The organism is Haladaptatus salinisoli, assembly GCF_020614375.1.
Lineage (GTDB): Archaea > Halobacteriota > Halobacteria > Halobacteriales > Haladaptataceae > Haladaptatus > Haladaptatus salinisoli.
This window is the reverse complement of record NZ_CP085327.1, coordinates 2,173,927-2,200,895: the sequence shown is the minus strand read 5'-3', so window position 1 is coordinate 2,200,895 and position 26,969 is coordinate 2,173,927. Positions and strand designations below refer to the sequence as shown.

Sequence of the window (26,969 nt, the reverse complement as noted above, 5' to 3'; positions counted from 1 at the left end):
GCGATTCGCACGGGCGTGCACAGCTTCGCCGCGCCGAGAGGTCGGTTCGGCACGGAGATGGGAAACCTCTTAGTCCGGGCGCGGTAGATTTCGCACCATGACGAGTGTGAAGGAGTTCCGGGTCGACCGCGAACCGACCCCGGACTCGCTCGGACGGGGGTCGTTCCTCTTCACCGACGACTACTCGGTGTTCGACTGGGGCAAGATGCCCGACCGAATTCCTGACAAGGGCGCGAGCCTCTGCACCATGGGGGCGTTCAACTTCGAGCTGCTGGAGGAGGAAGGAATCCCGACGCACTACCGAGGGGTCGTCTCCGACGGGGACGTCGTCCCCCTGTCGAACGCGACCAGTCCCCCGACCGAGATGGCCATCGACCTCACGCAGGTGCCGAACCTCCCGCGCGAGGGCCGAAACTACGACTACGACCTCTTTCACAGCGGCGCGGACGACAATTACCTGATTCCGCTCGAAATCGTCTTCCGGAACAGCGTTCCGGTCGGGTCGAGCCTCCGGCGGCGTTCCTCCCCCGCCGACCACGGACTCGACTTTCCCGAGTGGCCCGACGGGGCGGTGCAACTGGAAGACCCCGTGGTGGAGTTTTCGACGAAGTTCGAGGAGGGCGACCGCTACCTCTCGCGGGCGGAAGCCGACGAAATCGCGGGGAAAGCGAGCGTGGACGAACTGGAGCGCGTCGCCCGCGAGGTGAACGACCTCGTCACCCGACGGGCCTCCGAGACGGACCTGACCCACGAGGACGGGAAGATAGAGTGCCTCTACTACGACGGCGAGGTCCGCGTCGCCGACGTGGTCGGCACCTTCGACGAGAACCGATTCACGTTCCACGGCCAGCAGGTGAGCAAGGAGTTCCTGCGCCAGTACCACAAGCGCGAGCAGTCCGCGTGGGTCGACGCGGTTCGGGACGCCAAGCGCGAGGCGAAGGCGCGGGACGTCGCCGAGTGGAAGTCGCTCTGCGAGGCCGAACCGGAACCCCTCCCGGACGAGGTGCTCGCGGCGGCCCGCGGCCTCTACTGCGCCGGGACGAACGCCTACGTCGACCAGGAGTTCTTCGACGCTCCCGCGCTGGAAGACGCCGTTATGGCCATCAAGGATATTTAGAACGTCGGTCTCGCGGTCCGGTTTTCTCGCCGAAACGGTGACGCGGTCCCGTTCGAACGCGAGCGAACGGCGGTCCGTCGAATCCGACGCCGGCGGCTCGTCGTAACGGGGCTGAACGGTGTGGAGGAGCGGGAAGCGGGGAGGGGAGGGTGTGGGTGGTGTGCCGGGCGCGCGGAGTGGGAGGATGGGAGAGAGGTGTCGTGCGCGCCCATCCACGACTGGGGACGGCGAGGACTTAAAACCGCGTCAGACAGCCGTGTGACTGCCGTCGGATTCATGGTCGCGGCGCGAGAGCGGTTGCACATGCACGGAACCGGCGTGCCACTGGTGACACCGTTCGACGGCGACGGCGACCTTCGAGAGGACGACCTCCGCGAACTCGTCCGCTGGGTCGAATCGCGCGGCGTGGACTTCCTCGTCCCCTGCGGGTCGAACGGCGAGGCGGAACTGATGAGCGTGGAGGAGCGCGCCCGGGTGGTCGAGGTCGTCGCGGAGGAGGCCGACGTTCCCGTCCTCGCCGGAACCGGCCATCCCGGCCTCCGCGAGACGCTGCGCCAGACCGACCTCGCGGCGGAGGCGGGAGCCGACGCCGCGCTCGTCGTGACGCCCTTCTACTTCGGTCACGACGAGGAGGCGCTGGCCGACCACTACCGCGCCGTCGCCGACGAGAGTCCGATTCCGATCTACCTCTACAGCGTCCCGGCGTACACCCGCGTCGCGCTCTCGCCCGAACTCGTCGGCGACCTCGCCGACCACGAGAACGTCGCGGGGATGAAGGACTCCAGCGGGAATCTGACGCGCCTCCAACGCGAACGCGCCCGGACCGAGGACGCCGATTTCGACCTCCTCGTCGGGAGCGGGAGCATCTACGCCCCCGGACTCGACGCGGGTGCCGACGGGGGCGTCCTCGCGCTGGCGAACGTCGCGCCGGAGCGAACCGACGAGATACACCGACTCCATCGCGGCGGGCACGACGAACAGGCCCGGGAGGTGAACGCCCGCCTCGTCGAGTTGAACCGCGCCATCACGACGCGGTACGGCGTCCCCGGCGCGAAGGCGGCTATGCGGGAGCGCGGCGCGCCGGCGGGGAAGCCTCGTAGGCCGCACCGACCGGTGAGCGACGACGTTCGCGCCGAACTGGCCGAACTGGTGCGCGCCGCGGAGCCCTGAACCCGAACCGAGGCGACGCCGGGTCGTCCCCGCTCGGCGAGGACGTGGCTCGAATCCGAACTGTTCGTCGGTCGACGACGGATCGATTGTTGTAAACCTATAGTCACTTTTAACCGAATCTCGACTCGTACGGTGGACAATTACAGGTAAAGGTACTTGGAGTTCGAGTCGAATCGACACTTCGATGAACGGTACGTTCGACGATACGTCAGCGAGGGGAGCGTAGATGGCGGCGCGGAGCTTGTTCGGCAAGTTCGTCGTCGCGGCGCTGTCGCTCTGTCTCGTGACAGCGGGCGGAGTCGGCGTGGCGCTCACGTCGGGCCTCGTGACGGTCGGCCAACCGACCGTCGAGAGCGTCCGGACCGACTGGGGAACCGTGAACGCCGAGACGACGGAGATAGGAACGGAAATCGCCCTGAACAATCCGAATCCGGTCGGCGTTCCGGGCGTGATCGACGTGCGGTACGAAATCGGGATGAACGACGTGACCGTCGCCGAGGGGGCGAGCGAGAACGTCGGACTCCCCGCCGGGCGGTCGACGATAGCCGTCTCCACCGAGATGGACAACCGAAAGATTCCGGCGTGGTGGGCGAGCCACATCAACAACGGCGAGCGGACGACCGTCAGCGTCAAGCCGACCGTCAGCCTGCCGCCGTTCTCGCGGGACCTGCCGGCCCAGACCCGCACCTTCTCCACCGATATCCTCGCCGCCTTCGAGAGCGACGAGACCCGGACGATGACCGCCGGGAACCGGACGGTGCTCCGCGTGACGAAGACCGAGGCGGCGTGGGGCGAAGCGACGGAAGCCGAGACGCCGCTCACCGTCACCGCCACGGTCGAGAATCCGACCAGCGGCGAGGTCGTCTTCTCGCAACTCGGCTACAGCGTCACCATGAACGACGTGACCGTCGCCGAGGGGACGACCGACGGCGAGGTGCGGATCGGGCCGGGCGAGACGACCTCGTTCGGAATCGATTCGACGTTCGACAACGGAAAACTCCCGGCCTGGTGGGTGAGTCACGTGAAGAACGGCGAGAAGACGACGATGGACGTGGAGTTCTACGCACTCGTGCGCGAGGACGGGAAGACCGAGAGGGTCGCCCTCCCGTTCCTGAGCGAGCGGGCCGTCTTCACGACCGACGTGCTCGGCGGCGGTCGGACGACCACGAAGACGGTGCCGCTTGACTCCGGGGCGTCGTTCCGCCCGCCGCAGCTCCGATCGGTCGAGAGCGAGTGGGTCGTCCCCGAGACGGGCAACACCGGAATTCGAACGCGCGCCGTCGTGACGAACCCGAACGAACCCGGGTCGGTGTTCGCCGAGCACCTCTCGGTCGACGCGCGCTACCGGGTGCTGATGAACGACCAACCGCTGGTCGAAGGCGCGACGACTCGGGAGATCGGCCCGGGTCGCACCGAACTCGAACTCTCGGGTGAAATCACCGACCGCGAAATCCAGCGCTGGTGGGTGAGCCACGTCAACAACGGCGAACGGACCGCCCGCGTGGTCGAGCGCGACGTGACGGTCGACGCCGGATTCGCGCGCCTCCCCGTGGGCGGCGCGGCGGAGCGCGGCACGGTGGCGACGGACATGCTCGGCCCCGTCGACCCGAATTCGACGATGCCGCTCTCGGTCGCCGGCGAGCGCATCGGGAGCGTCTCGAACACGCGGGCCGAGTGGGGCCGCGCGACGATGGCCGAGACGCCGATACGGTCGTCCGCGACGATTCGGAACGACCGGGGCGGGTCGGTTCGCATCACCGAAATCGGCTACCGCGTGACGATGAACGACGTCGTCCTGTCCGACGAGTCGAAGCCGAAGTCCGTCGAAATCGCCCCGTACAGCGAGACGACGATTCGGGACACCGTCCCGCTCGACAACTCGAAACTCGGCGCGTGGTGGAAGACCCACCTGCGCCGCGGCGAGGAGAGCACGCTCGCGGTCTCCTACTACGTCGTGGTCGAGTACCGCGGCCACAGCGAGCGGGTCGAACTCGACGCGCTGAACTACGAGAAGACGGTGACGACGGACGTTCTCGGTAACGAGACGGCGTAAGCGATCGTCGATTTTTCGAAGTCCGTGGTCCGACGCGACCAAAACTCATATTCGTCGAACCCTCGAGATACGATTCCGATGACGAGCGAGTCCAACTCAGGGTACGACGTCGACCTCGATCTCGGTTTCACCGTCGGTCTCGGTATGGCGTTCGACGACGCGATCGAGTGGGCCGAGAACGAGGGGTTCGAATTCGTCGAGGTCCTGCTCGACGGCTCGTACGCTCGGGAACGAATCGCCGATCGATGCGAGTCGATGCGGAGGACGCTCACCGCCGCCGGCGTCGACATCGTCGTTCACCTCCCGTTCGCCGTCGATCCGGGGTCACCGTTCGCGCCCGTTCGCGAAGGTGTCGTCGCGGAGTTCACCGCCGGTATGGATCTCGCCGCCGCCGTGGGCGCGGAAAAGGTCGTCTTTCACCCGTCATCCGACGCGTGGGATCTCGGCTGGACCGCCGACGAGTGCCGCGAGTTCGTCCACAGCGGACTCGACGACTTGCTCCCCGCAGCCCACGAACGCGGCTTGGAACCGTGCCTCGAAAACGTCGTCTCCAGCTACTACGACGCGACTACGTTTCCGGAGCTGCTGGAACGGTACCCCGGTGCGTCGATGACGTTCGACACCAGTCACGCGCTACTCGCCGGAATGCCGGAGGCCGAGATGGCCGACTTCTGCCGCGAACACGCCGACCGAATCGGTCATCTCCATCTGGTCGACACCCGCAACGATAGCGACGAGCATCTGCCGGTCGGGATGGGTCGCATCGACTTCGACACGGTGTTTTCGGGCTTAGCCGACGCCGGTTGGTCGGGGACGGCGACGCTCGAAATCGGAACCGAAGACTACGATACCATCGCCCTCGGGAAGCGTCGCGTCGAAGCACTGATCGGTACCGGTTGATTCACTCGGAGAGCTGACCCTGCGACGACGGTAGAGACGGCGTGAAAAGCGGTGTTCAGTTCAGTCGCGGCGGACGAGCATCGCGACGCCCGCGAGGGCGACGAGCGCGGCGGCGACGCCGAAGCCGGGCTGTCCGCCGGACTTGCTATCGGAGTTCGTTCCGGTCGCGTTCTCCTGTTCGACGCCGAGGTACTCCGAGACGTTCCCCGTCTCCATCGAGGGGAACTCCCGGTCCCACTCGCCGGGAAGGTGTATCGTCGTCTCGGAGTCGGCGACGGCCAGCGCGCGCACGTCCTCTTCGGTCGCGTCTTCGCCGACCAGACCTTCGACGCGGACGTAGGTCGTCGTCTTTCCGTCGTTCGACCGTCCCGCGACGCTGGCGACGTTCAGGCCGCCGTAGGAGTCGCCGAGGGCGGTGCTGAGCGCGGAGAGGTTGTCGAACTTCGCGCCGCCTTCGACGGTGACCGTCCCTTGGTCCACGTTCACGTCCACGCGGGCGGTCCGGAATTCGCTTCGTTCGAACGCGCGCAGGACCTTCAGCGCCTCGGCGTCCGTCTCGGGATCGAGCGACGAGACCACCGCGTCGGTCATCTTCGAGAGCAGTTCCTTCTGTTTCAGTTCGACGGACGCTTCCGCGGTCACGTCCCCGCCGTTCGATTTCGCGTGGAACTCGAAGGAGGAACTGCCCAGCTCGACGCCGCGTCGTTCCATCTCGGCGACGTAGGCGTCCCAGTTCTTCGTCCGGTAGTGAATTTCGGCGGTCGCGGCGGTCGTCCCGGACGAGGGTCGCGTCATCTCGCCGGACCACTCGACGGTCTGTTTCAGGTTCGCGGCCTGCTGGGCTTCGAACGCGGTCTTCATCTGCTCGACGCTCTGCCGGTCGACGCTCGCCTCACCGTTCATGCTCCGAGCGACGGTGATGGCGGCGGACGCCGCTTCGTCGTAGTTCTCGATCTTCGCGTCCCAGTTGACTCGCATCTCGTTCGACCGCTGGGTCATCTCGAAGGTCACGTGGTCGACCTTCAGCGCCTTCACGTCCTCCGCGAGGGCGTCGATCTCCTCGTCGGAGAGCGAGACGTCCTGCGAACCCTTGAGGCCGGCCACGAGCGACCGGGTGATGGCGGCCTCGAGGCCGGTGTACTCGACCGTGTACTCGATGTCGAGGGTCGGTCGACCGTCTCTCTCCTGGTAATCGTACCGGCTGATGGTGACCGTCGCGGAGCCGCCGTACCGCTCGGCGATGCCCGCGTACTGGGTTCGCAGGTACGACTTGGCCGCCTCGCGCGTGCTCCAGTAGTCGCTCATGTAGAACGAGACGGTACCGCTCCGCGACCCTTTCAGGACGTAGCCGTCCTCCGTCTCTCGGAGGTCGTAGCGGAGCTCGCTCTCCGAACCCATCGACGACGTCGCCGTGACGACGGCCTCGCCCTTCGTGCTGAGGGAGTCGGGGGTTATCGTCACGTGACCGTTCGTGCTCGCGGCTTCGAACGCCGACGTGCCGGCCGACCGGCTGTCGAATGCCGCGTCGAGCGTCAGGTCGGCTTTCGCCGTCTTCGCGTTCTGCTCGCCGGTCGCGTCCAGCGAGAGTCGCTTCAGCGACGGCGGTCGCTCGGCGGTGATCGATCCGTTTCCGGCGAACCCGTCGGGCGTCATCACGAGCGACGCCGCGGCGGTCGCGTTCGATTCCACATCGTCGGTGACGAGCATGTGAACGAGACCGGCGGTGACGTTCGCACCGTAGGTAGCCGTCGTGCCGCCGGTTCCGCTCCCGTTGTACGCGAGCACCGCGTCGCCGTTCTCCATCACGTAGATGGCGTCCGCCGGCTCGACGTCGTCGGGGAGGGAGGACTGGCTGGCGGACTGCGGCGCGGTCGCCGGGGCGGCGGCCGCGACGGGCGCGACGAGCAACAGCAGCGCCTGCGCGACCGCGAAGAGTGTCTGTGTCGTTGGTTTCCCATCCATGAAATTACCGTATTGCTTATGTGTTAAAACGATTGGGATACGATGAGTAATTGCCACACTGAAGTCCGATTCGAGCTATCAGATACCACACCGAATCGGCGGCCACGAGCGTTTTTCACCCTCCGGTACGCACATCAGCACATGACGTGGCGCGAACTGTTCGACCGCGCGGAGGAGTTCGACACCGACATCGAGACGATCCGCGATACGTTGACGGAGCGACGCCGTGAGTGACCCGAATCCCGCCCGTATCGTCGCGGACGCGGACGTGCTGGCCGCGGATTTGCTGGTCGGCGGCGACGCGCGCGAGGCGCTGGACGTCGCCCGCGAACACTCGTGGATCGAACTCGTCGCCAGCGACGAGCTGCTCGCCGACGCGGAGTGGGTCGTCCGCGAACTGGCGGACGACGAACTGGCGCGCGATTGGCGCGAGAAAATCGACGAACTGCGGGTTCGAGTCGAGCAGTCGCCCGGCGACCACCCCGCCCTCGCCAGCGCCCACGCCGGGAACGCGGCGCACGTCCTCTCCTACGACGACTCGCTTCGAACGGCGGAGACCGGAACCGCGCTGCAGGGTCGAATCTCGGTGAGCGTCAAGCGTCCGGACGGGTTCGCGCGGCTGTTCGACGCGGAAAGCCTGTACGAGGAAGTCGTCAGCGGGGAGTACCCGGGTCCGGACGGGGACGCGAGGGAGTAGGTTTCACGAGTTCGACCGTTCGACCCGCTGGCTCGTCCGCCGTTTCGACGTCGGAAAACCGACCCGCCGACCGGTCCTCGACCCTCCGACGTTACCGCTCGGCCAACCAGTCCGCGAACTTCGCCAGCGCCCGCCCGCGGTGGGAGATGGCGTTCTTCTCCTCGGTGCTCATCTCGGCCAGCGTCTTGCCCTCGTGTTCGAAGATGGGGTCGTAGCCGAACCCGCCCTCGCCGCGCGGGGCGACGAGGCGGCCCGGAACCGCGCCGGAGAACGTCTCGCTCCGCTCGCCGTCGTGGTAGGCGACGACGCAGCGGAAGTGCGCTCGGCGGTTCTCCTCCCGCTCCGCGATTCGCCAGACGCGCTCGACGCCGAGGGTGTCCTCGACGTAGGCGGAGTAGGGACCGGGGAAACCGCCCACGGCGTCGACGAACAGGCCCGCGTCGTCCACGACCACGGGGTCCTCGCCGCCCGTCTCCTCGAACGCCTCGCGCGCGCCGTGGAGGGCGATTTCGGCGAGGTCGTCGCTCTGTATCTCGGTGTAGTCGTACTCGACCTGGCGAACCTCGTCGTCCAGGTACTCGCGCGCTTCGCGGACTTTCCCCTCGTTACCGGTGACGAATCGAATCACGTCCGAAACGGCGCGGCGCGGGGAAAAAGAGGCGTCGAATCAGTCGTCCACGATGACTTCCACGGGTTCGTCCTCCATCTCCTCCACGTCGGAGCCCTTGCGCTCGTGCCAGAGCAGGACGCCCGCGACGGCGAGGACTATCCACGACCGCCAGTTGGCGAGATTGATGGTGTAGCCGACGCCGAACGGTTTTTCGACCAGCATCCCTTCGCCGGGCTTCCAGTAGGCCGACAGCATCCGTCCGATGCTGGGTCGCTCGAAGTTGTACGGGACGCCGAAGAGGGAACCGGTGGTCTCTTTGTCGGACATGTGATAGACATTGTTCGCTCTGGTTATAGCGTTTGGGGCGTTCGAGTCGAGGGGCGAGCGGGGAAGAAGGGCCGAAGGGCGAGCGATTACGCGCGTCCGAGCGCGGTCGCGTCCTCGCCGTTCGCGGGTTGATTTGGCAGAACGACGTCAGTTCCCGGGGTATCTCGTCGAAATCCCTCCCGCCACGGTGAGAGCGTGGACTCGCTCGAACGACGACCAACCCGTTTCGGAAACCTCGAACCCCGATGGCGTCACTGATATCGGCCGCGACCCTCTATCTCGCGCAGTTGCGCCAACACCTCCTCGTCGCCGGACGCCGAGTAGGCCGCCTCGAACTCCCGGCGAAGCCCCTCGGCCTCGTCCGAGGTGCCGGCGAGGCTCTGGGAGAAAACGTGCAAGTCCATCGCGTAGTCCTCCGCGTCGTCGGAGTAGTAGCCGAGTCCGAAGTCGATGAAGTACGTTCGCTCCGACGAACACCGCACGTTCCTCGTCGTCGGGTCGCCGTGGACGATACCGGCCCGGTGCATCGCGCCGAGGTGGCGTCCCACGTCGCGCACGCGGGGCGCGGTCAACTCCTCGCGGAGGTCGGCGTCGCCCACGCGCTCGAACTCGATGACGCCCTCCGCGAGGTCGACGTCGTACACGACCGGCGTCGGAACCCCCGCGCGTCGGGCGTCGCTCGTCAGGCGCGCTTCGAGGGTCGTCCGCTCACGGCGCAGGCGAGCGTCCAGCGCGGGATGGCGGTACGATTTCGGGAGGCGGCGCTTGGTAACGCGCTCCGAACCGACGGTGACGGTCGCTTCCGCGCCGCGGATCTCGCGCTCGCCGACGTTTCGAAACACCTCCTCGCGGTCGTCCCGCCATCCGACCTCGGCCTGGTCGGGCCGAAAGTTCGGATTCACCGCGGACGCTTCGACGGGTATCGTGTCGCCCGCCGCCAGCATCTCCGCGCCGAGGACGGCTATCATCCCGGCGTTGTCCCGCAGAAATCGCGGTTCGGGGGCGAAAAAGTCCGCTCCGCGTTGGTCGCACATCGCTTCCAACATCTCGCGGAGGCGGGCGTTCTGCCCGACGCCGCCGCCGAGGACGAGTTCGTCCCGCCCCGTGAGCGAGAGGGCGCGCTCCGCGACTTCGGTGAGCATGGCGAAGATGTTCTCCTGCAACGAAAAGCAGACGTCCTCGATGGCCTCCCCCTCGTCGTACGCCTGCTTCGCCGCGCTCATGATGCCCGAGAAGGAAAAATCCATCCCCTTCACGACGTAGGGGAGGTCGACGTACTCGCCGTCCGTCGCGGCTTCCTCGACCTTCGGCCCGCCAGGATGCGACCACCCGACGTGGCGGGTGAACTTGTCGATGGCGTTTCCGACGCCCGTGTCCATCGTCTCGCCGAGCACGCGATACCGCCCGTTTCGGTACCCCAGCACGTGGGCGTTCGCGCCGCTCGCGTTCAGGCAGACCGGCGAGTCGAACCCCGACCGCTGGCGGCCGATTTCGAGGTGCGCGACCATGTGGTTCACGCCGACCAGCGGCACGTCCAGCGTCTGCGCCAGCGCGCGCGCCGCGGTGCCGACGATTCGGAGGCACGGTCCGAGTCCCGGCCCGCGCGAGAAGGCGACCGCGTCGACGGGCGACGCCCGGTTCGATGAGCTTCGTTCGTCGGCGTCGACGTCGCCGTCCGCTTCCGCCAGCGCCGTCTCGACGACGCGGGGAATCGCGTCGCTCATGTGTTCGGCCGCTTCTCGCGGGTGGATGCCGCCGCTCTCCGGTCGGTAGGCTTCGGTTTCGATAAAAACGGAACCGGTGTTCGCGTCGTAGACGGACGCGCTGGCCGCCCACGCGGTACCCTCGACGCCGAGGATTCGCATTACTGCCACTCGGTGTAGCTACACTTGCCGCAGTGGAGGCGGTCGCCGTGGTCCGCGAGGAACGAGTCGCCACACCGCGGACACTGCTCGCGGTCGGTCGTGCCGTCGTCGCCGTAGAGTTCGTAGAGCGCCATTATTCGGCCTCCTCGGCTTCCGCGTCGGTGTCCGCGTCGGAGTCGGCGGTTATCTTGTTGCGTTCGAGCATGTACTTCTGCTCTACGTCGCGGGCGTGTTCGGGGCTGTCGTAGACCTTCGCGTAGCCGACGGTCTTTCGCATCCCGAACTTCGTGCTCATCTCGTGAACGACGACTTCGTCCGCGTTCTTGTCGAGCTTCGCGGCGAGGCTGTCCCGCACCGAGAGCCGCGAGGGCGTCGCCTCGTCGTGAACGATCTGGAACCGCACTTCGGTCCTGTGGAGCATCGGATTTTGCTCCTGTGAGAGGATTTCGACTTCCATGTGTAACACTCAGTTATACTCCTTTTCTCCCCGTAGCGTGTAAAAGGATTTCGAAGTGCACGATTCCGCCGGGTGAGCGCGCCGAGGCCGGAGGACGCGTTCACCGCTACTAATCGACAGAAACGCGGTCGAAAGATTCCGACTACTCTCCGGTGCGGTCGCGATAGTCGACGAGCGAGAAGAGTCGCTCCGCCTCCCCGTCCATCCGCGCCAGTAGGTCGGCGACCCGCGCCTGCACGTCCGGCGTCACTCGCACGAGAACCATCCCCTCGTCGGGCTGGCCGTAGACGACGCTCGCACCCTCCGGCGCGGCGAGCACCGCCGGAAGCGCCGCGAGGTCCTCCTCGCCGTCGACGACGAGCACCGTCGCTTCGTCCGCGCGAATCGACTCGGCGAGCGCGAAGAGGAGGTCCGCGGTGAGCGTTCCGGCCGGGTTCGTCACCGACACGCGCCGGGCGTCGTCGCTGACGGCGTCGCGGATTTCGGGGGCGACCGCGTCGCGCTTGGTCAAGCCGTCCACGAGCGCCACGTCCGGCGTGACGCCCGCCGATTCGAGGTGGAACGTGACGACGTCGCCGACGGCGACGAGCGGACGACCCGCCGAATCGAGGAGCGCCTCCGCGTCGGTGAATATCGTCCCGAGCGGCACCTTCAGCTCGCTCCGGAGCGCGGGAGGGAGCGAAACGACGACGTCGTCCGAGGAACCGGGTCCCTCGCTCATCGCCCTATCGAACCTTCAGCGCGTAACTACCCGGCTCGGTGACTTCCATCTCCTGGGCGATTTCGCTCTTCTCGGGGTGCGCGATGATGACGTAGCCGCTCCAGTCTTCCGTGAGGCTGGTCGAGTTACACACCGGGCATATCTCTTCGTCCGCTTCGAGGACGGCGTGACAGTCGCGGCAGGCGAGTCGATTACCGGCCATGGTCACTCACTCTCGGTGGTCGCTTGCCGCCGTTCGCGCTCCGCCTTCAGCCAGCCGTGCTTGCCCAGTCCGACCTGCTTGGCCGTGAGACCGATCTTGCTCTCGCGGGGGTTGCGCTCGTCGATGCTCTTCGTGACGATGCGCGCCCGCACCGAGTCGCCGACGCCGAGCGTGCTGTTCGACTCGCGGGAGGCGAGCTGTTGTCCTTCCTCGTCGAACGCGAGGTACTCGTCCGATATCTGCGAGACGTGAAGGAGACCGTCGACCGGCCCGATGCCGACGAACGCTCCGAAGTTGACGACTTCCACGACCTCCCCGTCCACGACCTCCTGCATCTGGGGGTCGAAGGTGAGCGCGTCGAACTCCGCCTCGTAGTAGACGCCGGGACGATTGGGGAGCACCGCGCCCTCGCCGATGTCGTGGACTTCGGTGACGCTGACGACGCTCCCGACGTCCTCGTCCATCCTGCCTTCCAGTTTATCCTGTAGTAGCCGCTTCACCAGTTCCGGCGTTACGTCCGCCAGGAACTGGGGTGGCACCTCGACCGTATCTTTCAGTCTGGCCCGTTTGTACATGCTATGGTTGAGTGATTGTGAGTTTGTTCTGGCCCCTTATATGGATTACCGGAACGCCGGCGTCGAGCAGGCGGTTCCGAAGAGGCGCGTCGTTCGTGACGACGAAGTCGACCTCGTCTCCGAGTTCGACCAGCGCGTCGTCGGCGTACGATTCCTCGTGGTCGACGGTTCGACACCGGGTCGCCAGGTCCCGTCCCACGCTCGCGGCGGTCGCTTCTTCGCCGCCGCCCCGCGACAGCCCGTCGAGTTCGGCGGCGACCGCGCGCGGAACGACGCACTCGTACCGACCGAGGAGTCGGTCGAGTTCGTCGAACAGCCTGACGCCGTTTTCGACCGGCATCATGAGCGCGCTCGTGTCCGCGGCGACCGTGGGAACCATCAGCCCGTGAGCGTCCCGATACCGATGAGTCGCCACCGCGCGCCGATGCGGCGGTTGATGGCTATCTTCGCGCCTTCCGGCGCGCAGACGGGGCGTTTGAGCGCGACCTCGCACTCGTCGGCGCGGGCGCTGGTCACCGAGCCGACGGTCGTCGCGGTGCCGACGGTCAGCATGAGCGGTTCGCCCGTGCTTATCTCGTCGATGTCCTGGTCGTCCAGCCCGACGAGGCGGTCGAGCAGATCGATTTTCATCGTGAACTTCCGCCACGTCGGCGGGAGCGTTCCGGGCGTCCCCGCGACCTGTCCGGCCAGCGCGTCGCCCTTGGTGTAGCTCGGGTCGAGACCCGTGCCGACGCCGAGCAGACCGCCCGGCGTCACCTCGTCCACCATCTCGCCGCCCGCCTGCAGCGAGCGCACGTCGGTCTCGATGGGTTCCCACTGGGTCTGGCCGCCCTCTTCGACTTCCCGGCCGGGTCGGAGTTCGATTTCGTCGCCCTCCGTGAGTTTACCCTGCACGAGACTGCCGCCGAGGACGCCGCCCACGAGGCTGTCCCACGTCGTGCCGGGGCGGTTGATGTCGAAACTGCGGGCGACGTACATCTGCGGTTCGTCGCCCGGGTCGCGCTCCGGCGTCGGAATCTCCTCCTCGATGGCCTGCATCAGCAGGTCGATGTTGACCTCCTGTTGGGCGCTGATGGGGACGATGGGGGCGTCCTCCGCGACCGTTCCCGACACGAACTCCCGAATCTGCTCGTGGTTTCGCTCGGCGCGGTCCCGGTCGACGAGGTCGATCTTGTTCTGCGCGATGACGATGTTCTCGATGCCGATGATGTCGAGCGCCATCAGGTGCTCTTCCGTCTGGGCCTGCGGAACGTTCTCCGTGGCCGAGACGACGAGCACCGCGCCGTCCATCAGCGCGGCGCCCGAGAGCATCGTCGCCATCAGCGTCTCGTGGCCCGGCGCGTCCACGAACGAGACGGTGCGGATGGGTTCGCTCTCGGTGCCGTCGGGGCACGTCTCTTCGACCGTGTAACACTCCGGCGCGTCGACGCCCGGACACCGCCGGAACGTTGCGTCGGCGTAGCCGAGTCGAATGGAGATACCGCGTTTCATCTCCTCGGAGTGCTGGTCGGTCCACTCGCCGGAAAGGGCCTGCACGAGCGTCGTCTTTCCGTGATCGACGTGGCCGACGAGTCCGATGTTCACCTCCGGTTGGTTGTGTGTTCCTGTCAACGTTGACCTCCTGATAGTAATGTTGTCGTAGATTCGGCCCGAACGACTGATAAACCTACTGTTCTCCTGCGAGGGGACGTTCGTGACAGTTACGGTACAAAAATGTAATTCACGTAACGTTTTATTCCCCGCCCCCGTTATCTCTCGATATGAGCAGTGATACGAGCGGTGAGGGCGGTCTCCAGAAGTGCGAGGACTGCATCGCCCCGGCGGAGGCGTTCTCGGTCATCGCCAACGAGACCCGTCTCTCGATTCTGGAGGCGCTCTGGCAAGCGCCCGAGCGCCCCGTCAGTTTCTCGGAACTGCGCAAGGAGGTCGGAATGCGCGACAGCGCCCAGTTCAACTACCACCTCCAGCAGTTGACCGACCACTTCGTCGTCCACACCGACGCGGGCTACGACTTCCGACAGGCCGGAAAGAAGGTCGTCAGCGCGATTCTGGCCGGGTCGTTCAACGAACACCCCCGGCTCGACCCCATCGACTTGAACGAGACGTGCGCCGACTGCGGCGAGAACCTGCGCGCCACCTACGAGGACGAGATGCTGGCGGTGAACTGCCCCGACTGCGGGAAGACCCACGGCCGATACCCCTTCCCGCCGGGCGGCCTGAAAGACCGGACGGACTGCGAGATAATGGACGCGTTCAACCAGCGGGTTCGCCACCTCCACTGTCTCGCCGCCGACGGCGTCTGTCACGAGTGCAACGGGAAGATGGCGACGACCATCGTCCGCGACGACGACGACCGATTGGGACTCGACGTTCGCGTCGACCACCGCTGCGAGCAGTGTCGCCACCGACTCCACTCGGCCGTCGGTCTCAAACTGCTCGACCAGTCGGCGGTCGTCACCTTCTACAGCGACCACGGCATCGACCTCTGCACGAAACCCTACTGGTCGCTCTCGTGGTGCGTGAGCGACGAGCACACGACGATCCTCTCGGACGACCCGTGGCGCGTCCGCGTCGCGATTCCGCTGGACGACGAGGAACTGCGCGTCACCCTGGACGACGAACTGAACGTCGTCGAAACCGAGCGAACTCGGTCGGCGGCGACCGACGCGAAGAGCGCGGCGTGACGGGGAAGTTACGAGGCGGGCTTCGGTAGCGCACCGCGCAGAAGCGCGGTCCGAGTGCCGAGCGCCGTTCTCGGCGCGTTGCGACCGCGAAGAACCCTTCTTTCTCGACCGCTCGGTCGGACCCGACGCGAATGACTATCGAACTTCGAACGCAACGTCCGGCGGGGTGTGACGATGTGCCATCCGAGAGATAGCTACTACCGTACCGAGGAACGAGAACCGACCGCCGAAACTGAGCGCGAGTCGGAAGACGAGCGCGGACGAACCCGCCGACGAGACGGCCTCGTGGCGCGGACGAGAGCGCGATTCGCGTCGTTATTCGAGGACGAACGACCCGCGCCGGAGCCGACGACCCTGCGCGAAGCGGGCGAGCGCCGGGCGGAACCCGAGGCTGACGAGGAAGAAGAGCCGATTCCCGCCGACGACTGACGGGGTCGTCGAAACCCGTTTTCTTCCGCGGGCGGTTTCGCGTCGGACGGTGCGCGACGTTCGGACCGACAACGGTAGTAACCGATACAAATTCGGATTTCAGGAAACGCTCTCCGTCGGGACGAGAGCTATCGCTCGATGGCGGATTCGCGGGGAGTCGTCCGGCGGTACTACGCCTACTGTCTCTCGTACTCGTACGGATTCTACCTCCTAGTCGGAATCCTGCACCTCACCGACCGTCGCGGGTACGAAACGGACGTTATCGGACTCACGCGGGCGGCGTTCCTGCTCTCTCCGATGGCCGCGGAGATTCCGACCCGGCGACGTCGGACGGGCGACGTGACCGCCGAGCCGTCCCGCGAGATTTTTCCCGCAGCGCCGCCTCCGGAATCTCGTGCGAGAGTTCCCGTTCGAACTGGCGTTGTGCGCCCACCTCGAAGCGACGACCGACCGCCTCGTCGCCCGGCAGATCGGCGGCGGCGTCCGCGCGCCCTCCAATCGAATCATCGACGTGCTCTGCGTCGAACCCGGCCCGGCGTTCGACGCCCGAACGAAACTGACCGGCGAGCGGATTCCCGCCGCCGCCATCGAGAGCGAGGTGGGCGTCGGGCGGGCGCGCTACTGGCGGAGCGCCTTCGATACGTCGCCCGAGTACGCCCGCGAGGTCGTCGACCGAGCGGTCGAAATCGGCTTCTTCGAGCGCGAGCGCAGGGGCGGCCGGGAGTACGTCCGGCAGGTCGCGCGCTACCCCGACTGGTTCGGGCGGCTCGTCGGCATCGAGAACAAACCCGACCTCGGCGAACCCGGCGACCTGCGAACCCAACTCCGCAAGGACGTGAGCCTCGCCCTCGTGGACGAGGTCGTGCTGGCGACCGAGAGCTACGTCACCCGCGCGCACCTGAACCGCATCCCCGAGGAGGTCGGCGTCTGGCGGTTCGACGCCGGAGAACTCGAAGTCGTCAGGGAGCCGACGCCCCTCGAAAGCGACGAGGCGGGAACCGAACTCGTCGAGGAGCACGCCGGGCGAACCGACGTTCGCGTCGTGAGCGCCGACGAAAAGGCCCGGCGGCGCAGGCGGATGGCGGAGCGCGCCTACGGCAAGGGGTGGCGAACCTACGAGTTCCCGGCCTGCGCCGAGATAGCGCCGCGGGAGGGCGGTCTGCCGTACTGCCGGTGGAAGGGCCGGGTCGTGAACCCGGCGCGCTGCGGAGCGGACTGTCCGGGCCACGACCCGGCCGACCCGGCCGAAATCGACCTCGACGCCGAGCGCGATTCGCGGACGCCGTGGGTCGCGGACCCCGCGGGACGAGCGCGGCGGCAGGCGGGACTCGACAGATTTCGGAGAGATTCGTAAACATACAAGAACGAGGACGAGGATAGTGGGGGGTATGCAGACGCCCTCTCGACGGCGGTTGTTCGCCGTCAGTGCGATACTCCTGTGCTGTCTTTCCCTGCTCGCTCCGGCGCTCGCCGCCCAATCGGGCGGGCAGGGACGCGGCGAGAACCCCTGCGCCGGAACCATCGCGAACCCGGCGAACGGAACCACCGTGGTCGCGGTGCAGGGCTACTCGTGGCTCGAGGACGGCGGCAAGGAACCCGCGAAACTCGTCGCCATCGGACCGAAAGGGAACGTGAAGTGGGTACACCACACCGCGAAACACGGCATGGTCTGGGGCTACGACGTCGACCCCATGCCGAACGGGAACCTCTTCGTCACCGGGACGGCGAACGGGGGGACGGTCGTCTACGAGTTCAACCCCCGAACGCAAGAGCACGTCTGGAAGGAGACGCTCCCCATCCACGACACGCACGACGTCGACCTCATCAACAACGGGACGCAGTTGCTCGTCGCCAACATGCGCGCCTACAACGAGAAGGCCCAACGGAACGACGACAGCATCTTCGTCTACGACCTGAAGAAAGACGAGGTCGTCTGGCGCTGGTACTTCCGCAAACACTACCCGAAGAGCACCGCGAAGAACTACTCGAACGACTGGACGCACGTCAACGACGTGGACAAAATCGGCGAGGGGCGGTACCTCGCCTCGCCGCGCAACTTCGACCAGGCCATCGTCGTCAACCGCTCCACGAACCAAATCGAGATGCGACTCGGCTCCGACGATAATCACGACGTCCTCCACAAACAGCACAACCCGGACTATCTGGAGAGCAAAGACGGGAACCCGACGCTCCTCGTCGCCGACTCCGATAACGGCCGCATCGTCGAGTACGAAAAGCGCGGCGACGACTGGAAGCGGACCTGGGCGCTCGGCAAGCGCGACGACCTCAGGTGGCCCCGCGACGCCGACCGATTACCGAACGGGAACACGCTCATCGGCGACACCAAACACCAGCGCGTCCTCGAAGTGACGCCGACGGGCGACGTCGTCTGGGAGTTCTACACGCCGTGGCTGGTGTACGACGTGGAGCGCATCGGCACCGGCGACGGGTCGAGCGGCCCGACCATCGCCGACCAGAACGCCACGGGGAGCTATCGCGTGAAGGGGGACACCGAGAAGTACGACGCCGAGACCATGAAGAAGTGCCACAGCTACCTCCAGTCCATCGACGGGTGGGCGGACGGGCAGAAACCGGAGACGACGACCGCGACGAACGGTTCCGGCGTGAACGACGACGACGACCGCAACGACGGGAGCCTCGGCGGGCCGACGAACCCCGGCACCGTCACCGAACACGAGGCTCCGCTTCCCGGCTTCGGCTTCGCGGTCGGTGCCGTCGGCGTTCTGGTCGCCATCGCGCTGTTCGTCCGGCGGCGGTAGCGTCGGCGCGAGAATCGGTCGGGAGCGTCGACGCGACGGAACGGGTCGGCGTTACAGCAGATACCGCTCGCCGTCGACCGTCAGCGGTTCTTCGAACGCTTCGTCCGCGGGGTAGAAGTGCGAGACGTGGACGAGTCGCGTCTCCTCCGCTCCGAGTTCGTCCGCCAGCGAGAGCGCCCCCTCGCGCGTCGCGTGCTTGTGGCCGAACGTGCGCGGCACGCCGTCCTCGTCGCGGTGCCGTCCCCCGGCCGGGTGGTACTCGCAGAGCGAGGCCGGAACGATGGCGTCCGCCAGCAGCAGGTCGGCGTCGGCCAGCGCCTCGCGGGAGGCCTCCGGAATCGCGTAGCTCGTGTCGCCCGTGACCGCGAGTTTCGCGCCGTTCCCCTCCACGACTACGCCGTAACAGAGCAGGGGCGGGTGGTCGACCGGAACGAGGGTCACGTCGAACCCGCACGCCGAGAACGCCGACAGCGGCGTTCGGTCGTGAACCGTGATTCGGTCAAGGTAGTCGAACTTCGACCGCACCGTCTCCGCGACGCTCTCGCCCGTCTCGGGATCGCGTTCGTCCGCGGCGTGGACGGGCAGCGAATCGAACAGCCGGTACGCGTTTCCGAGTCCGTCGAGGTGGTCGAAGTGGACGTGCGTGACGAGGAGTTCGTCCGGAAGGGGTACGTCGCGCGCGAGAAACTGGTGGCGGAAATCCGGGCTGGCGTCTATCAGGAGGCTCTCTCCCGTCTCCTCGTTGCGGACGTGCACCGAAAAGCGCGAGCGCTCGACGCCGCGATCGCGGGCTTCGGAGCACGTGTCGCAGTCGCAACCGGGCGTCGGCGTTCCCGTCGTGTCGCCGGTGCCGAGGAGGGTGACTTCCATCGCTCAGTGGTCGTGCGAGTGACCGCTTATATCTCCGCCCGCGACCAGCGCGTCGTGGTCGCCGTCGATCATGTCGAGGTCTTTGAGGTTGTCGCGCTCCTCGAAGTCTTGAATGGCGTGGATCAGGTCCTCCTGTCGGAGTTCGGTCCGGTTCTCGGTCAGCGCCTCCAGCACGGCCTCGCGGAGGACGAGTCGGAGGTCGCTGCCGGTCAGCCCCTCGGTCTTCGTCGCCAGTTCGTCGGGGTCGAAGTCGGAGATTCGCATCCGGCGCGTGATGACGCGGAGGATGTCCGACCGCATCTGCTCGTCGGGCTTCGGGAAGTTCAGAATCTCGTCGAAGCGCCGCCACGCCGCCGCGTCGAGTTGGTCGGGGTGGTTCGTCGCGCCGATGAGGAGCACGTCGTCCTGGATGAGCGAGATGTTGTCGATGGATTTCAGCAGGGTGTTGACGGCGCGCTTGATGGCGGCGTGCTCGTCGCTCCGGCGCGTCTTGGCGACGAAGTCGAACTCGTCCATGAAGAGGATGCAGGGCGAGAGTCGCTTCGCCACCTCGAACACCTTCTCGACGTTCTTCGCCGTCTCGCCGAGATACTGGCTGGTTATCATCGACAGTTTGACCTCCACGAACGGGAGGTCAAGGTCGTAGCCCAGCGCCCGCGCGGTCGATGTCTTTCCGGTTCCGGGCGGCCCGACGAAGAGCAGTTTCCCGATTTCGCGCAGGCCGATGTTCGCGAGGTACTCGCGGTGCTCGATGGCCTTCACGATCTTGTGAATCTCGGCCTCCTGGTCCTCGGTGAGCACGAGGTCGTCCAGGGTCAACTCGACCTCCTCCGGCGCGTGGATGTCCACGAGGTCGAGCATGCTCTCGCCGTCCTCGTCCTCGTCTTCCTCGTCGAAGTGCTCTTCGAGCAGGCTGTCTATCCACGCCCGGTCTGACTGCACGGGACGGTTCGCCTCGCGCACCGCTTCGTAGTCCACGTCCACGCCGTCGTAGCCGGAGAGCGCGTGCGCGAGCGTCGGGTTCTCGGCGATTCGACCGTCGTCGCGCTCCGCGAACCACTCCTCCGCCATATCCCGTTGGGTCAACTCGATGCTTCCCGAGAACGTGTCCCGCTCGGTGAACATTAGCTCCGAGACGGCCTCCCACGGCTGGTCGAGACCGGTCGCCTCGCGGGCGGTCTCGACCGACGTTCGGAGCGGTCGCTCGATCGTCCCGTCGTGCCAGAACACCTGCCGAATCTTCGGCGGCAGGTCGTTTTCGTCCAAGTCTCGGTTCTCGCTGTAGATCTCCGCGGTGAGCAAGAACTCGATTACGTCCAGCGCCCCGCTGTTCATTCTTCCGTGACTTGACGCGGGAGAATCTTAAGCCCGTCGGACGGAAGACGACGGAGATTCCGGGTATCGACGCTCGGCGATTCTCTCCGCCGGCCCACCGCGGCGCGTCGGAGGCGATTCAATGCGCCGCATCGGGGATTTCGATCCGAGAGAACTCCGTTTAGATAGGGTCTGACTCGTCTGCATTTTGCGTAGGTTGCTCGTAACGAAGTACTGTTACATCGAGTCTATCGGTCGGAGCCATGAGAATATCGGGATTCAATTTAGCCGATTACGAGCGGATACTGGACGCGGCGCTCGAGGCGGGGTATCGGTTCTACACCGTCTCCGAGTACGTCGAAGCGGACGCGGCGGAGGAACCGCACGTCGTCCTGCGACACGACGTCGACCGCCGCGTCGGGAACGCCGTCGCGTTGGCCGAGGCGGAAGCCGAGCGCGGCGTCGGTGCGACCTACTACTTCCGGACGAGCACGTTCGAACCAGACATCGCCCGGGCGATGGAGGACCGCGGCCACGAAGTCGGCTATCACTACGAGGACCTCGCGGCGACGCGCGGGAACGTCGAAGCCGCCCACGGTCGGTTCGCCGAGAATCTGGAACTGTTCCGCGAGTACGTCGACGTGAAGACTGCCTGCGCCCACGGAAGTCCGCTCTCGCCGCACCTGAACACGGATATGTGGGAGGACGCGCGGACGCCGGAACACTACGACCTCATCGGGGAAGCCTACGACGCGCTGGAGTTCGACGCCATCGGGCTGTCCGAACTGCTGTACCTGTCGGACACCGGCCGCGACTGGAGCGCCCACGTGCCGGGTCTTGGAGACGTTCGCTCGACCGACGACGTCGTCGAAGTCGTCGAATCGGGCGCGTGTCCGGCCCTGTACGTGTTGGCGCATCCGAGTCGCTGGGCGACGTCGCGGCTGCAGGCCGTCGAACGGTCGAGTTGGGACGTCGCCGCCGAAGCCGGGAAGGTCGTCGCGAACGGCGCCCACGCCGTCCAGCGAGCGGGCGGTCGGTTCGTCGAAGGAACCCGCGTCGGGAGAGCGGTTCGTTCGATTGCGGCGGGGAACGTCACGGGAGTGAGTCGCCGTGAGTGACCGACGATCCTTCGCGACGACGCGGCGAGGCGCCCTCCGTGCGATGGGCGCGGCGGTCGGCGGTGCGACGCTGGTCGCCCGAACCACCGCCGCCCCCGGTTCGACGGGAAAGCTCGTGTTCACGTACGACGACGGGCCGATAGAGGACTTCACGCACACGTATCGCAGAGCGCACCGAAAGGAGGGCGTCCCGGGCTGCTCCGCCGTACCGGCGAGAAGCGTCGGGAAGGGCGACCACCTCAGCGCGGCGCAGCTTCGCACGCTCGAAGACGAGGGGTGGGAGATCATGTCCCACTCCCTCCACCACCGCGCGCTGGGCGATATCACGGTGACCGAGGATGTCGCCCCGGACGACCGGAGACTGTACGTGAAGACGAACCTCCACGGGAAGCGACCGGGCGACCCGCTCGTCGTCAGCGACGGGTCGCGCTCGACGACCGTCACGGCCGCCGGGAGGGGCTCCGACGACCGCGGCGAGTTCGTCGAACTCGAGTCGCGGGTCGGGAAGTCGTTCGCGGCCAGCGACGGCGTCACCGAACGGTACGCCGACGAGGTGTTGCGCGCCGCGCTCGGGGAGTCGAGGAAGCAACTCGAAGCGCACGGCGTGACGGTCACGAATATTGTGATGCCGTACGGCGCGTACGGCGCTCGGACGCAGGAACTCGCCGGGGAGTACTACACCGCCGTCGCCAACGGCGGGCTCGCCATCGGCGGCCGGGCGCAGATTCACCGGCCCGAGAACACCACCCTACCGCACCTGTCGAGGGCGATGTTCCGGCGGGGGAAGATGACCGAGGCCGAACTGGGGGCGTTCCTCGACCGGATAGCCGACGCCGACGCGCTCGGCATCCTCGGCGGGCACAGTTGGTGGCAGGAGCGACTTCCCCCGGGTCGAATCCGCACCGCGATTCGGATGGCGAAGGCGCGGAACATCGACATCGTCACGCTCCGCGACGCGCTCTCGGAGTTCGAAACGACGGGAACGACGGGGACGACGACTCGAACGCGCTCCGCGACGACCGAGGCGGGAGACGACGGCTTGGCCGCCGCGCAGCGGGAAACGACCGGGACCGCCGAGACGACGGTCGCCGACGGACAACCGGGGTTCGGTTGGCTGGCCGCGGTCGTCGGCGTCGGCGGTGCCGCCGCGCTTCGGCGACGGTTCGGCGAGTAGTCCGCACGCGGGAGATCGTACGCCGCGACGGTGTCGAGTCGGCTACGCTGTCGAGTTCGCGGGTCGCTCGCTCCCCGCGACGTAGACGGTCATCTCGCTCACGTGGCAACCGCTGTTGAATCCGAACCGCTGGAACTCGTGGCGTCGATAGCCGTCCATGTACCGGTCGACGTCCTCGGCGGTGCCGTCCTCGCTGGCGCACGTCGAGACGTTGTTCAGCGCGACGACGATGGGCGGTTTCTCACCGCTGAGGTCGAACGACTCGTCGGTGCTGGTGACGGTAGCGCCCGCCGCTTCGAAGTACCACGCGAGCGGGAGGCGAGCCATCCAGCCCGCCCCGGCGGGCGGCACGTCGTGGGCCGACTCGTTCGGCGAGTAGAACTCCCCGCCGTAGAACAGCACGTCGGTTCCCTCGTTCGCCCGCGCGATTCGCTGCAGGTCGCGCAACAGCGGCTTCGCGTCCTCCGAGGAGGACTGGGCGTACTGGACGAGTTGGTTGTCCGGACTCTGCGAGTTCCGAAAGCTCGTGTCGTAGGCCGTCGCGCCGACCTGCGCCGAAATGAGCAGGAGGAGGACGACGGCGGCGACGACGCTCACGTCGTCCCGCCGCTCGTACCCCTCCCACCCCCAGCGGAACATCAGCGCCAACCCGACCGCCGCCGGGAACGCCAGCGGAACGACGGCGTGTACCATCGCCCATCCGGCCTTGATGTCCATGACGAGTGGGTAGCCGAGGACGCTGGCGACGCCCCAGTAGAAGCCGAATGCGACCACGTCGTTCGGCCGGTCGCCGGAGTAGCGGTCGACGAGAAAACCGACCACGGCGAAGGCGCAAAGCACCACCGCGCCGATCTCGAGCGTCCGCGCGGAGTGGGTGAAGTACGGGAGGTAGGAGTGTTCGGTGTGTCCCGTCCAACCGACGAACTTCCGCCACGTGCCGACCGTCGCGGTGAAGAGTATCTCCGGAATCATCCCGGGGTGCGTGAAGGATTTCCAGAGGCCGGGGCCGGGCCGGGTCTGCGAGCGCGGAGCGTAGAAGAAGACGATGATGACGAGGAACTCCAGCACCGCGAGGAGGGCGATACCGACCCGCCCGAGATTCTCGGCGACGACGGACGCGTCTCGGTACCACAGTCGCCGAAATCCAGCGCGGGCGCGGGGCGGAAACGCGGCGGCGACTCCCTGGTTACCGACGCGCCGGAGGAAGAGGCGATGGTCGTAGAGGAGCGCGGCCGCGCCGACCCAGCAGGCGAGGTAGAGCAGGGCGTTCTCCTTCATCGTGAACCCCAAGGCGAACGACCCGACTCCTGCAAAGAGATAGCGCAGTCGCCGGGTGTCCGCGAATCTGACGAAGAAGCCGAAGGCGAACACCATCACCGTCGCTAGCGGGACGTCGTTGCGCAGGAATCGCGAGTAGTAGAGGAGGACGGGGTTCGCGGCGAAGAGCGCGGCCAGCGCGACCGTCTCGGAGGGGCGGAGGCGCTCGCGGAACAGCAGGGCCGCGAGGGGAAGACTGCCGCCCATCAGCGCGACGACGAGGCGCATCGTGAAATCGCTCGCGCCGAGAACCGCGAACACGACCGAGTTCACGTGGAAGAAGAACGGCCCGTGGACGAAGCGCCGGTAGAACCAGACGCCGTTCTCGGAGTACCGGAGCATCCAGTAGGCGACGCGGGCCTCGTCCTGGTGGGCGACGCGCGCGCCGAGCGCGACGAGGCGAACGAACAGGGCGAAGACGGTGATACCCCCGACAGCGAGATGGGTTCGAGTGACGGAGGCGGGAAGGACCCCCCGGAGGGCGGCGGCCGAGAACGTCGGCCGTGACTCTATCTTCGGAGCCATGATCGGCGCGAACTCGCGCGGAGGGACGGTCGATTAGCGGAACGGAGGGCGGGTGGCATACCAGTAGACAGTCATCTTCGGTAACTAATAATTTGTGATACGCGTCTTCTCGCCGCGCAGGAGGGTTCGTCGGCGGTTGCGAGACGGGCGTGGCGACGCTATCCGGTGCTCTCGTTCGTCGGAAGTCGACTCTCGTCCACGTAGATGGATATCCCGCTGATGGTACAGCCGCTATCGAAGCCGTACCGGTGGAACTCGTGGCGTCGATAGCCGTCCATGTACCGGTCGACATCCTCGGCGGTGCCGCCCTCGTCGGAACAGGTTTCGGCGTCGTTCAACGCGACGACGATGGGCGGCTTCTCACCGCTGAGGTCGCCGGCGTCGGTCGTGCTGGTGACGGTAGCGCCCGCCGCTTCGAAGTACCACGCCAAGGGGAGGCGGGCGAACCAGCCCGCCCCGGCGGGCGGCACGTCGTGGGCCGACTCGTTCGGCGAGTACAGTTCCTCGCCGTAGAACAGCACGTCGGTTCCCTCGTTCGCCCGCGCGATTCGTTGCAGGTCGTTCAGCAGGGGTTTCGCCTCGCTGGACGACTGGGCGTACTGGACGAGTTGGTTGTCCGGACTCTGCGAGTGCTGATACGTCGTGTCGTAGGCCGTCGCGCCGACCTGCGCCGAGACGAGCAGGAGGAGGACGACGGCGGCGACGACGCTCACGTCGTCCCGCCGCTCGTACCCCTCCCACCCCCAGCGGAACACGAGCGCCAACCCGACCGCCGCCGGAAACGCCAGCGGGACGATGGCGTGCACCGTGGCCCACGCGGCCTGGATATCCATGACGAGTGGGTAGCCGAGGACGCTGGCGACGCCCCAGTAGAAGCCGAATGCGACCACGTCGTTCGGCCGGTCGCCGGAGTAGCGGTCGACGAGAAAACCGACCACGGCGAGGAGACAGAGCGCCAACGCGCCGACTTTGAGCGTCCGGAGGAAGTCGCCGAGGAACGGGAGGTAGGAGTGTTCGGTGTGTCCCGTCCAGCCCAGAAACTCGTTCCACGTTCCGATGGTCGCGGCCCCGAGCACCTCGGGGATCATCTCGGGGCGCGAGAGGGATTTCCAGAGGCCGGGGCCGGGTCGAGTTTGCGAGCGCGGGGCGTAGAAGAAGACGATGATGACGAGGAACTCCAACGCCGCGAGGAGGGCGACGCCGATTCCGCGGAGGACGGAGACGGCGACGCGCCTATCGCCGTCCAGCAGGCGAACCGCTCCCCGACGCAACCAAAGCGGGAACGCGGCGGTGAAGCCCTCGTTACCGACGCGCCGGAGGAAGAGGCGGTGGTCGTAGAGGAGCGCGGCCGCGCCGACCCAGCAGGCGAGGTAGAGCAGGGCGTTCTCCTTCATCGTGAACCCGAGGGCGGTCGCGGCGACGCCCGCGAACACGTACCGGAGTTTTCGGGTGTCCGCGAATCTGACGAAGAGCCCGAGCGCAACCACCATGGCCGCGGCCAGCGGCACGTCGTTGCGCATGAACCGCGAGTAGTAGAGGAGGACGGGGTTCGCGGCGAAGAGCGCGGCCAGCGCGACCGTCTCGGAGGGGCGGAGGCGCTCGCGGAATAACAGGGCCGCGAGCGGGAGGAGACCGCCGAGGAGGGCGACGATCAACCGCATCGCGAAGTCGCTCTTTCCGAACAGGGAGAACACGACCGAGTTCACGTGGACGAGAAACGGCCCGTGGACGATGCGCCGGTACTCCCAGACGCCCGTCTTCGCGTATCGAGCGATCCAGTAGGCGACGCGGGCCTCGTCCTGGTGGGCGACGCGACCGCCGAGGTCCACGAGACGGAGCGCGAGCGCGACCAGCGCGATGAGGACGACGAGGGGAACCGGGTTCGCGAGTCGCTCCGTCCACGATGCTTCACTCGACGCGAGAGAGCGAGGACGAGCGCGTTTCTGGGCGGTATCGGTGTCGGAGCGTTGCATCGTCGCGAAGTTATGAACTGTATGGACGGGGTTCGACCAAATAGTTTCTGAAGCCCCCTTCACAGTCATTAAACTTACAAACCGTTTCTCATTTACCACGAGTTCTACCGCCACTTAAGGGGCTGGACG

26 protein-coding genes are annotated in these 26,969 nt (G+C 66.7%); 11 read left to right on the top strand and 15 right to left on the bottom strand.

The genetic code is table 11. The annotated features are described in order from the left end of the window. The first annotated feature begins 97 nt into the window (after window positions 1-97). The 4 genes from LIX00_RS11985 to LIX00_RS11970 all read left to right on the top strand — a co-directional run bounded on the left by LIX00_RS11985 (window position 98) and on the right by LIX00_RS11970 (window position 5,240). The gene (locus LIX00_RS11985) at window positions 98-1,117 is read left to right on the top strand and encodes a phosphoribosylaminoimidazolesuccinocarboxamide synthase (RefSeq protein WP_227353420.1); all 1,020 of its coding nucleotides are present in this window, start codon (window positions 98-100) and stop codon (window positions 1,115-1,117) included. A gap of 303 nt (window positions 1,118-1,420) precedes the next feature. After that, window positions 1,421-2,287, top strand: coding sequence for a dihydrodipicolinate synthase family protein (locus LIX00_RS11980; RefSeq protein WP_368410749.1), 867 nt, complete (start codon window positions 1,421-1,423; stop codon window positions 2,285-2,287). Between the two features lie 226 nt (window positions 2,288-2,513). Continuing rightward, window positions 2,514-4,340: an LEA/WHy family protein gene (locus tag LIX00_RS11975; RefSeq protein WP_227353418.1), complete on the top strand. Its 1,827-nt coding sequence runs from the start codon at window positions 2,514-2,516 to the stop codon at window positions 4,338-4,340. A 78-nt stretch (window positions 4,341-4,418) separates the two neighbouring features. Beyond that, on the top strand, window positions 4,419-5,240 hold the full coding sequence (locus LIX00_RS11970; protein ID WP_227353417.1) for a sugar phosphate isomerase/epimerase family protein: 822 nt from the start codon (window positions 4,419-4,421) through the stop codon (window positions 5,238-5,240). A gap of 60 nt (window positions 5,241-5,300) precedes the next feature. Here the strand turns inward: LIX00_RS11970 and LIX00_RS11965 are convergent, their stop codons facing one another. Continuing rightward, window positions 5,301-7,202, bottom strand: a complete 1,902-nt coding sequence (locus LIX00_RS11965) for a PGF-CTERM sorting domain-containing protein (protein ID WP_227353416.1) — start codon at window positions 7,200-7,202, stop codon at window positions 5,301-5,303. Between the two features lie 226 nt (window positions 7,203-7,428). Here LIX00_RS11965 and LIX00_RS11960 point away from each other — a divergent pair, with 226 nt between their 5' ends. Continuing rightward, entirely contained in the window at window positions 7,429-7,899 is a 471-nt protein-coding gene (locus LIX00_RS11960; RefSeq protein ID WP_227353415.1) for a DUF7384 family protein, read from the top strand. Window positions 7,900-7,990: 91 nt separating this feature from the next. Here LIX00_RS11960 and LIX00_RS11955 read toward each other — a convergent pair whose 3' ends face one another. The 10 genes from LIX00_RS11955 to LIX00_RS11910 all read right to left on the bottom strand — a co-directional run bounded on the left by LIX00_RS11955 (window position 7,991) and on the right by LIX00_RS11910 (window position 14,267). After that, window positions 7,991-8,527, bottom strand: coding sequence for an XTP/dITP diphosphatase (locus LIX00_RS11955; protein ID WP_227353414.1), 537 nt, complete (start codon window positions 8,525-8,527; stop codon window positions 7,991-7,993). Between the two features lie 39 nt (window positions 8,528-8,566). Further along, window positions 8,567-8,836, bottom strand: coding sequence for a DUF5808 domain-containing protein (locus LIX00_RS11950; RefSeq protein ID WP_227353413.1), 270 nt, complete (start codon window positions 8,834-8,836; stop codon window positions 8,567-8,569). A gap of 251 nt (window positions 8,837-9,087) precedes the next feature. Then, entirely contained in the window at window positions 9,088-10,701 is a 1,614-nt protein-coding gene (locus tag LIX00_RS11945; protein WP_227353412.1) for a bifunctional N(6)-L-threonylcarbamoyladenine synthase/serine/threonine protein kinase, read from the bottom strand. Beyond that, on the bottom strand, window positions 10,701-10,835 hold the full coding sequence (locus tag LIX00_RS11940) for a 30S ribosomal protein S27ae (protein WP_227353411.1): 135 nt from the start codon (window positions 10,833-10,835) through the stop codon (window positions 10,701-10,703). Before LIX00_RS11940 ends, LIX00_RS11945 begins: the two co-directional genes overlap by 1 nt. Continuing rightward, window positions 10,835-11,158 carry a 30S ribosomal protein S24e gene (locus tag LIX00_RS11935; protein WP_227353410.1) on the bottom strand — a complete coding sequence of 108 codons (324 nt, stop codon included), beginning with the start codon at window positions 11,156-11,158 and terminating at the stop codon, window positions 10,835-10,837. Before LIX00_RS11935 ends, LIX00_RS11940 begins: the two co-directional genes overlap by 1 nt. Window positions 11,159-11,300: 142 nt before the next feature. Further along, the gene (locus LIX00_RS11930) at window positions 11,301-11,879 is read right to left on the bottom strand and encodes a GTP-dependent dephospho-CoA kinase family protein (protein ID WP_227353409.1); all 579 of its coding nucleotides are present in this window, start codon (window positions 11,877-11,879) and stop codon (window positions 11,301-11,303) included. Between the two features lie 4 nt (window positions 11,880-11,883). Then, a complete protein-coding gene (gene spt4, locus LIX00_RS11925) occupies window positions 11,884-12,081 on the bottom strand; it encodes a transcription elongation factor subunit Spt4 (protein ID WP_227353408.1) in 198 nt (65 codons plus the stop codon). Between the two features lie 2 nt (window positions 12,082-12,083). Beyond that, window positions 12,084-12,656 carry a DNA-directed RNA polymerase gene (locus tag LIX00_RS11920; RefSeq protein ID WP_227353407.1) on the bottom strand — a complete coding sequence of 191 codons (573 nt, stop codon included), beginning with the start codon at window positions 12,654-12,656 and terminating at the stop codon, window positions 12,084-12,086. Between the two features lies 1 nt (window position 12,657). Next, entirely contained in the window at window positions 12,658-13,035 is a 378-nt protein-coding gene (locus tag LIX00_RS11915) for a type II toxin-antitoxin system VapC family toxin (protein WP_227353406.1), read from the bottom strand. Beyond that, window positions 13,035-14,267, bottom strand: coding sequence for a translation initiation factor IF-2 subunit gamma (locus tag LIX00_RS11910; RefSeq protein ID WP_227353405.1), 1,233 nt, complete (start codon window positions 14,265-14,267; stop codon window positions 13,035-13,037). Before LIX00_RS11910 ends, LIX00_RS11915 begins: the two co-directional genes overlap by 1 nt. 149 nt (window positions 14,268-14,416) lie before the next feature. On the opposite strand from LIX00_RS11910, the gene LIX00_RS11905 reads away from it, so the two are divergent. The 4 genes from LIX00_RS11905 (at window position 14,417) to LIX00_RS11890 (ending at window position 18,549) form a co-directional block, all read left to right on the top strand. Further along, entirely contained in the window at window positions 14,417-15,340 is a 924-nt protein-coding gene (locus LIX00_RS11905; RefSeq protein ID WP_227353404.1) for a winged helix-turn-helix domain-containing protein, read from the top strand. A gap of 174 nt (window positions 15,341-15,514) precedes the next feature. Further along, on the top strand, window positions 15,515-15,769 hold the full coding sequence (locus tag LIX00_RS11900) for a hypothetical protein (protein WP_227353403.1): 255 nt from the start codon (window positions 15,515-15,517) through the stop codon (window positions 15,767-15,769). A gap of 394 nt (window positions 15,770-16,163) precedes the next feature. After that, window positions 16,164-17,123, top strand: a complete 960-nt coding sequence (locus LIX00_RS11895) for a DUF5787 family protein (RefSeq protein WP_227353402.1) — start codon at window positions 16,164-16,166, stop codon at window positions 17,121-17,123. Window positions 17,124-17,157: 34 nt separating this feature from the next. Then, window positions 17,158-18,549 (top strand): arylsulfotransferase family protein, encoded by a 1,392-nt coding sequence (locus LIX00_RS11890; RefSeq protein ID WP_227353401.1) that lies wholly within the window; start codon window positions 17,158-17,160, stop codon window positions 18,547-18,549. A 51-nt stretch (window positions 18,550-18,600) separates the two neighbouring features. Here the strand turns inward: LIX00_RS11890 and LIX00_RS11885 are convergent, their stop codons facing one another. Continuing rightward, window positions 18,601-19,419 carry an MBL fold metallo-hydrolase gene (locus LIX00_RS11885; RefSeq protein ID WP_227353400.1) on the bottom strand — a complete coding sequence of 273 codons (819 nt, stop codon included), beginning with the start codon at window positions 19,417-19,419 and terminating at the stop codon, window positions 18,601-18,603. 3 nt (window positions 19,420-19,422) lie between these two features. Further along, on the bottom strand, window positions 19,423-20,754 hold the full coding sequence (locus LIX00_RS11880; protein WP_227353399.1) for an ATP-binding protein: 1,332 nt from the start codon (window positions 20,752-20,754) through the stop codon (window positions 19,423-19,425). A gap of 242 nt (window positions 20,755-20,996) precedes the next feature. Between LIX00_RS11880 and LIX00_RS11875 the strand changes: the two genes are divergently transcribed. Together LIX00_RS11875 and LIX00_RS11870 are read left to right on the top strand one after the other, a co-directional pair. Then, window positions 20,997-21,851 carry a hypothetical protein gene (locus LIX00_RS11875; RefSeq protein WP_227353398.1) on the top strand — a complete coding sequence of 285 codons (855 nt, stop codon included), beginning with the start codon at window positions 20,997-20,999 and terminating at the stop codon, window positions 21,849-21,851. Next, on the top strand, window positions 21,844-23,025 hold the full coding sequence (locus tag LIX00_RS11870) for a polysaccharide deacetylase family protein (protein WP_227353397.1): 1,182 nt from the start codon (window positions 21,844-21,846) through the stop codon (window positions 23,023-23,025). Before LIX00_RS11875 ends, LIX00_RS11870 begins: the two co-directional genes overlap by 8 nt. Window positions 23,026-23,067: 42 nt before the next feature. Here LIX00_RS11870 and LIX00_RS11865 read toward each other — a convergent pair whose 3' ends face one another. Next, window positions 23,068-24,867 carry a flippase activity-associated protein Agl23 gene (locus LIX00_RS11865; RefSeq protein ID WP_227353396.1) on the bottom strand — a complete coding sequence of 600 codons (1,800 nt, stop codon included), beginning with the start codon at window positions 24,865-24,867 and terminating at the stop codon, window positions 23,068-23,070. A gap of 158 nt (window positions 24,868-25,025) precedes the next feature. Next, complete coding sequence (locus tag LIX00_RS11860; protein WP_227353395.1) at window positions 25,026-26,840, bottom strand: flippase activity-associated protein Agl23; 1,815 nt, start codon at window positions 26,838-26,840, stop codon at window positions 25,026-25,028. Window positions 26,841-26,969: the final 129 nt, after the last annotated feature.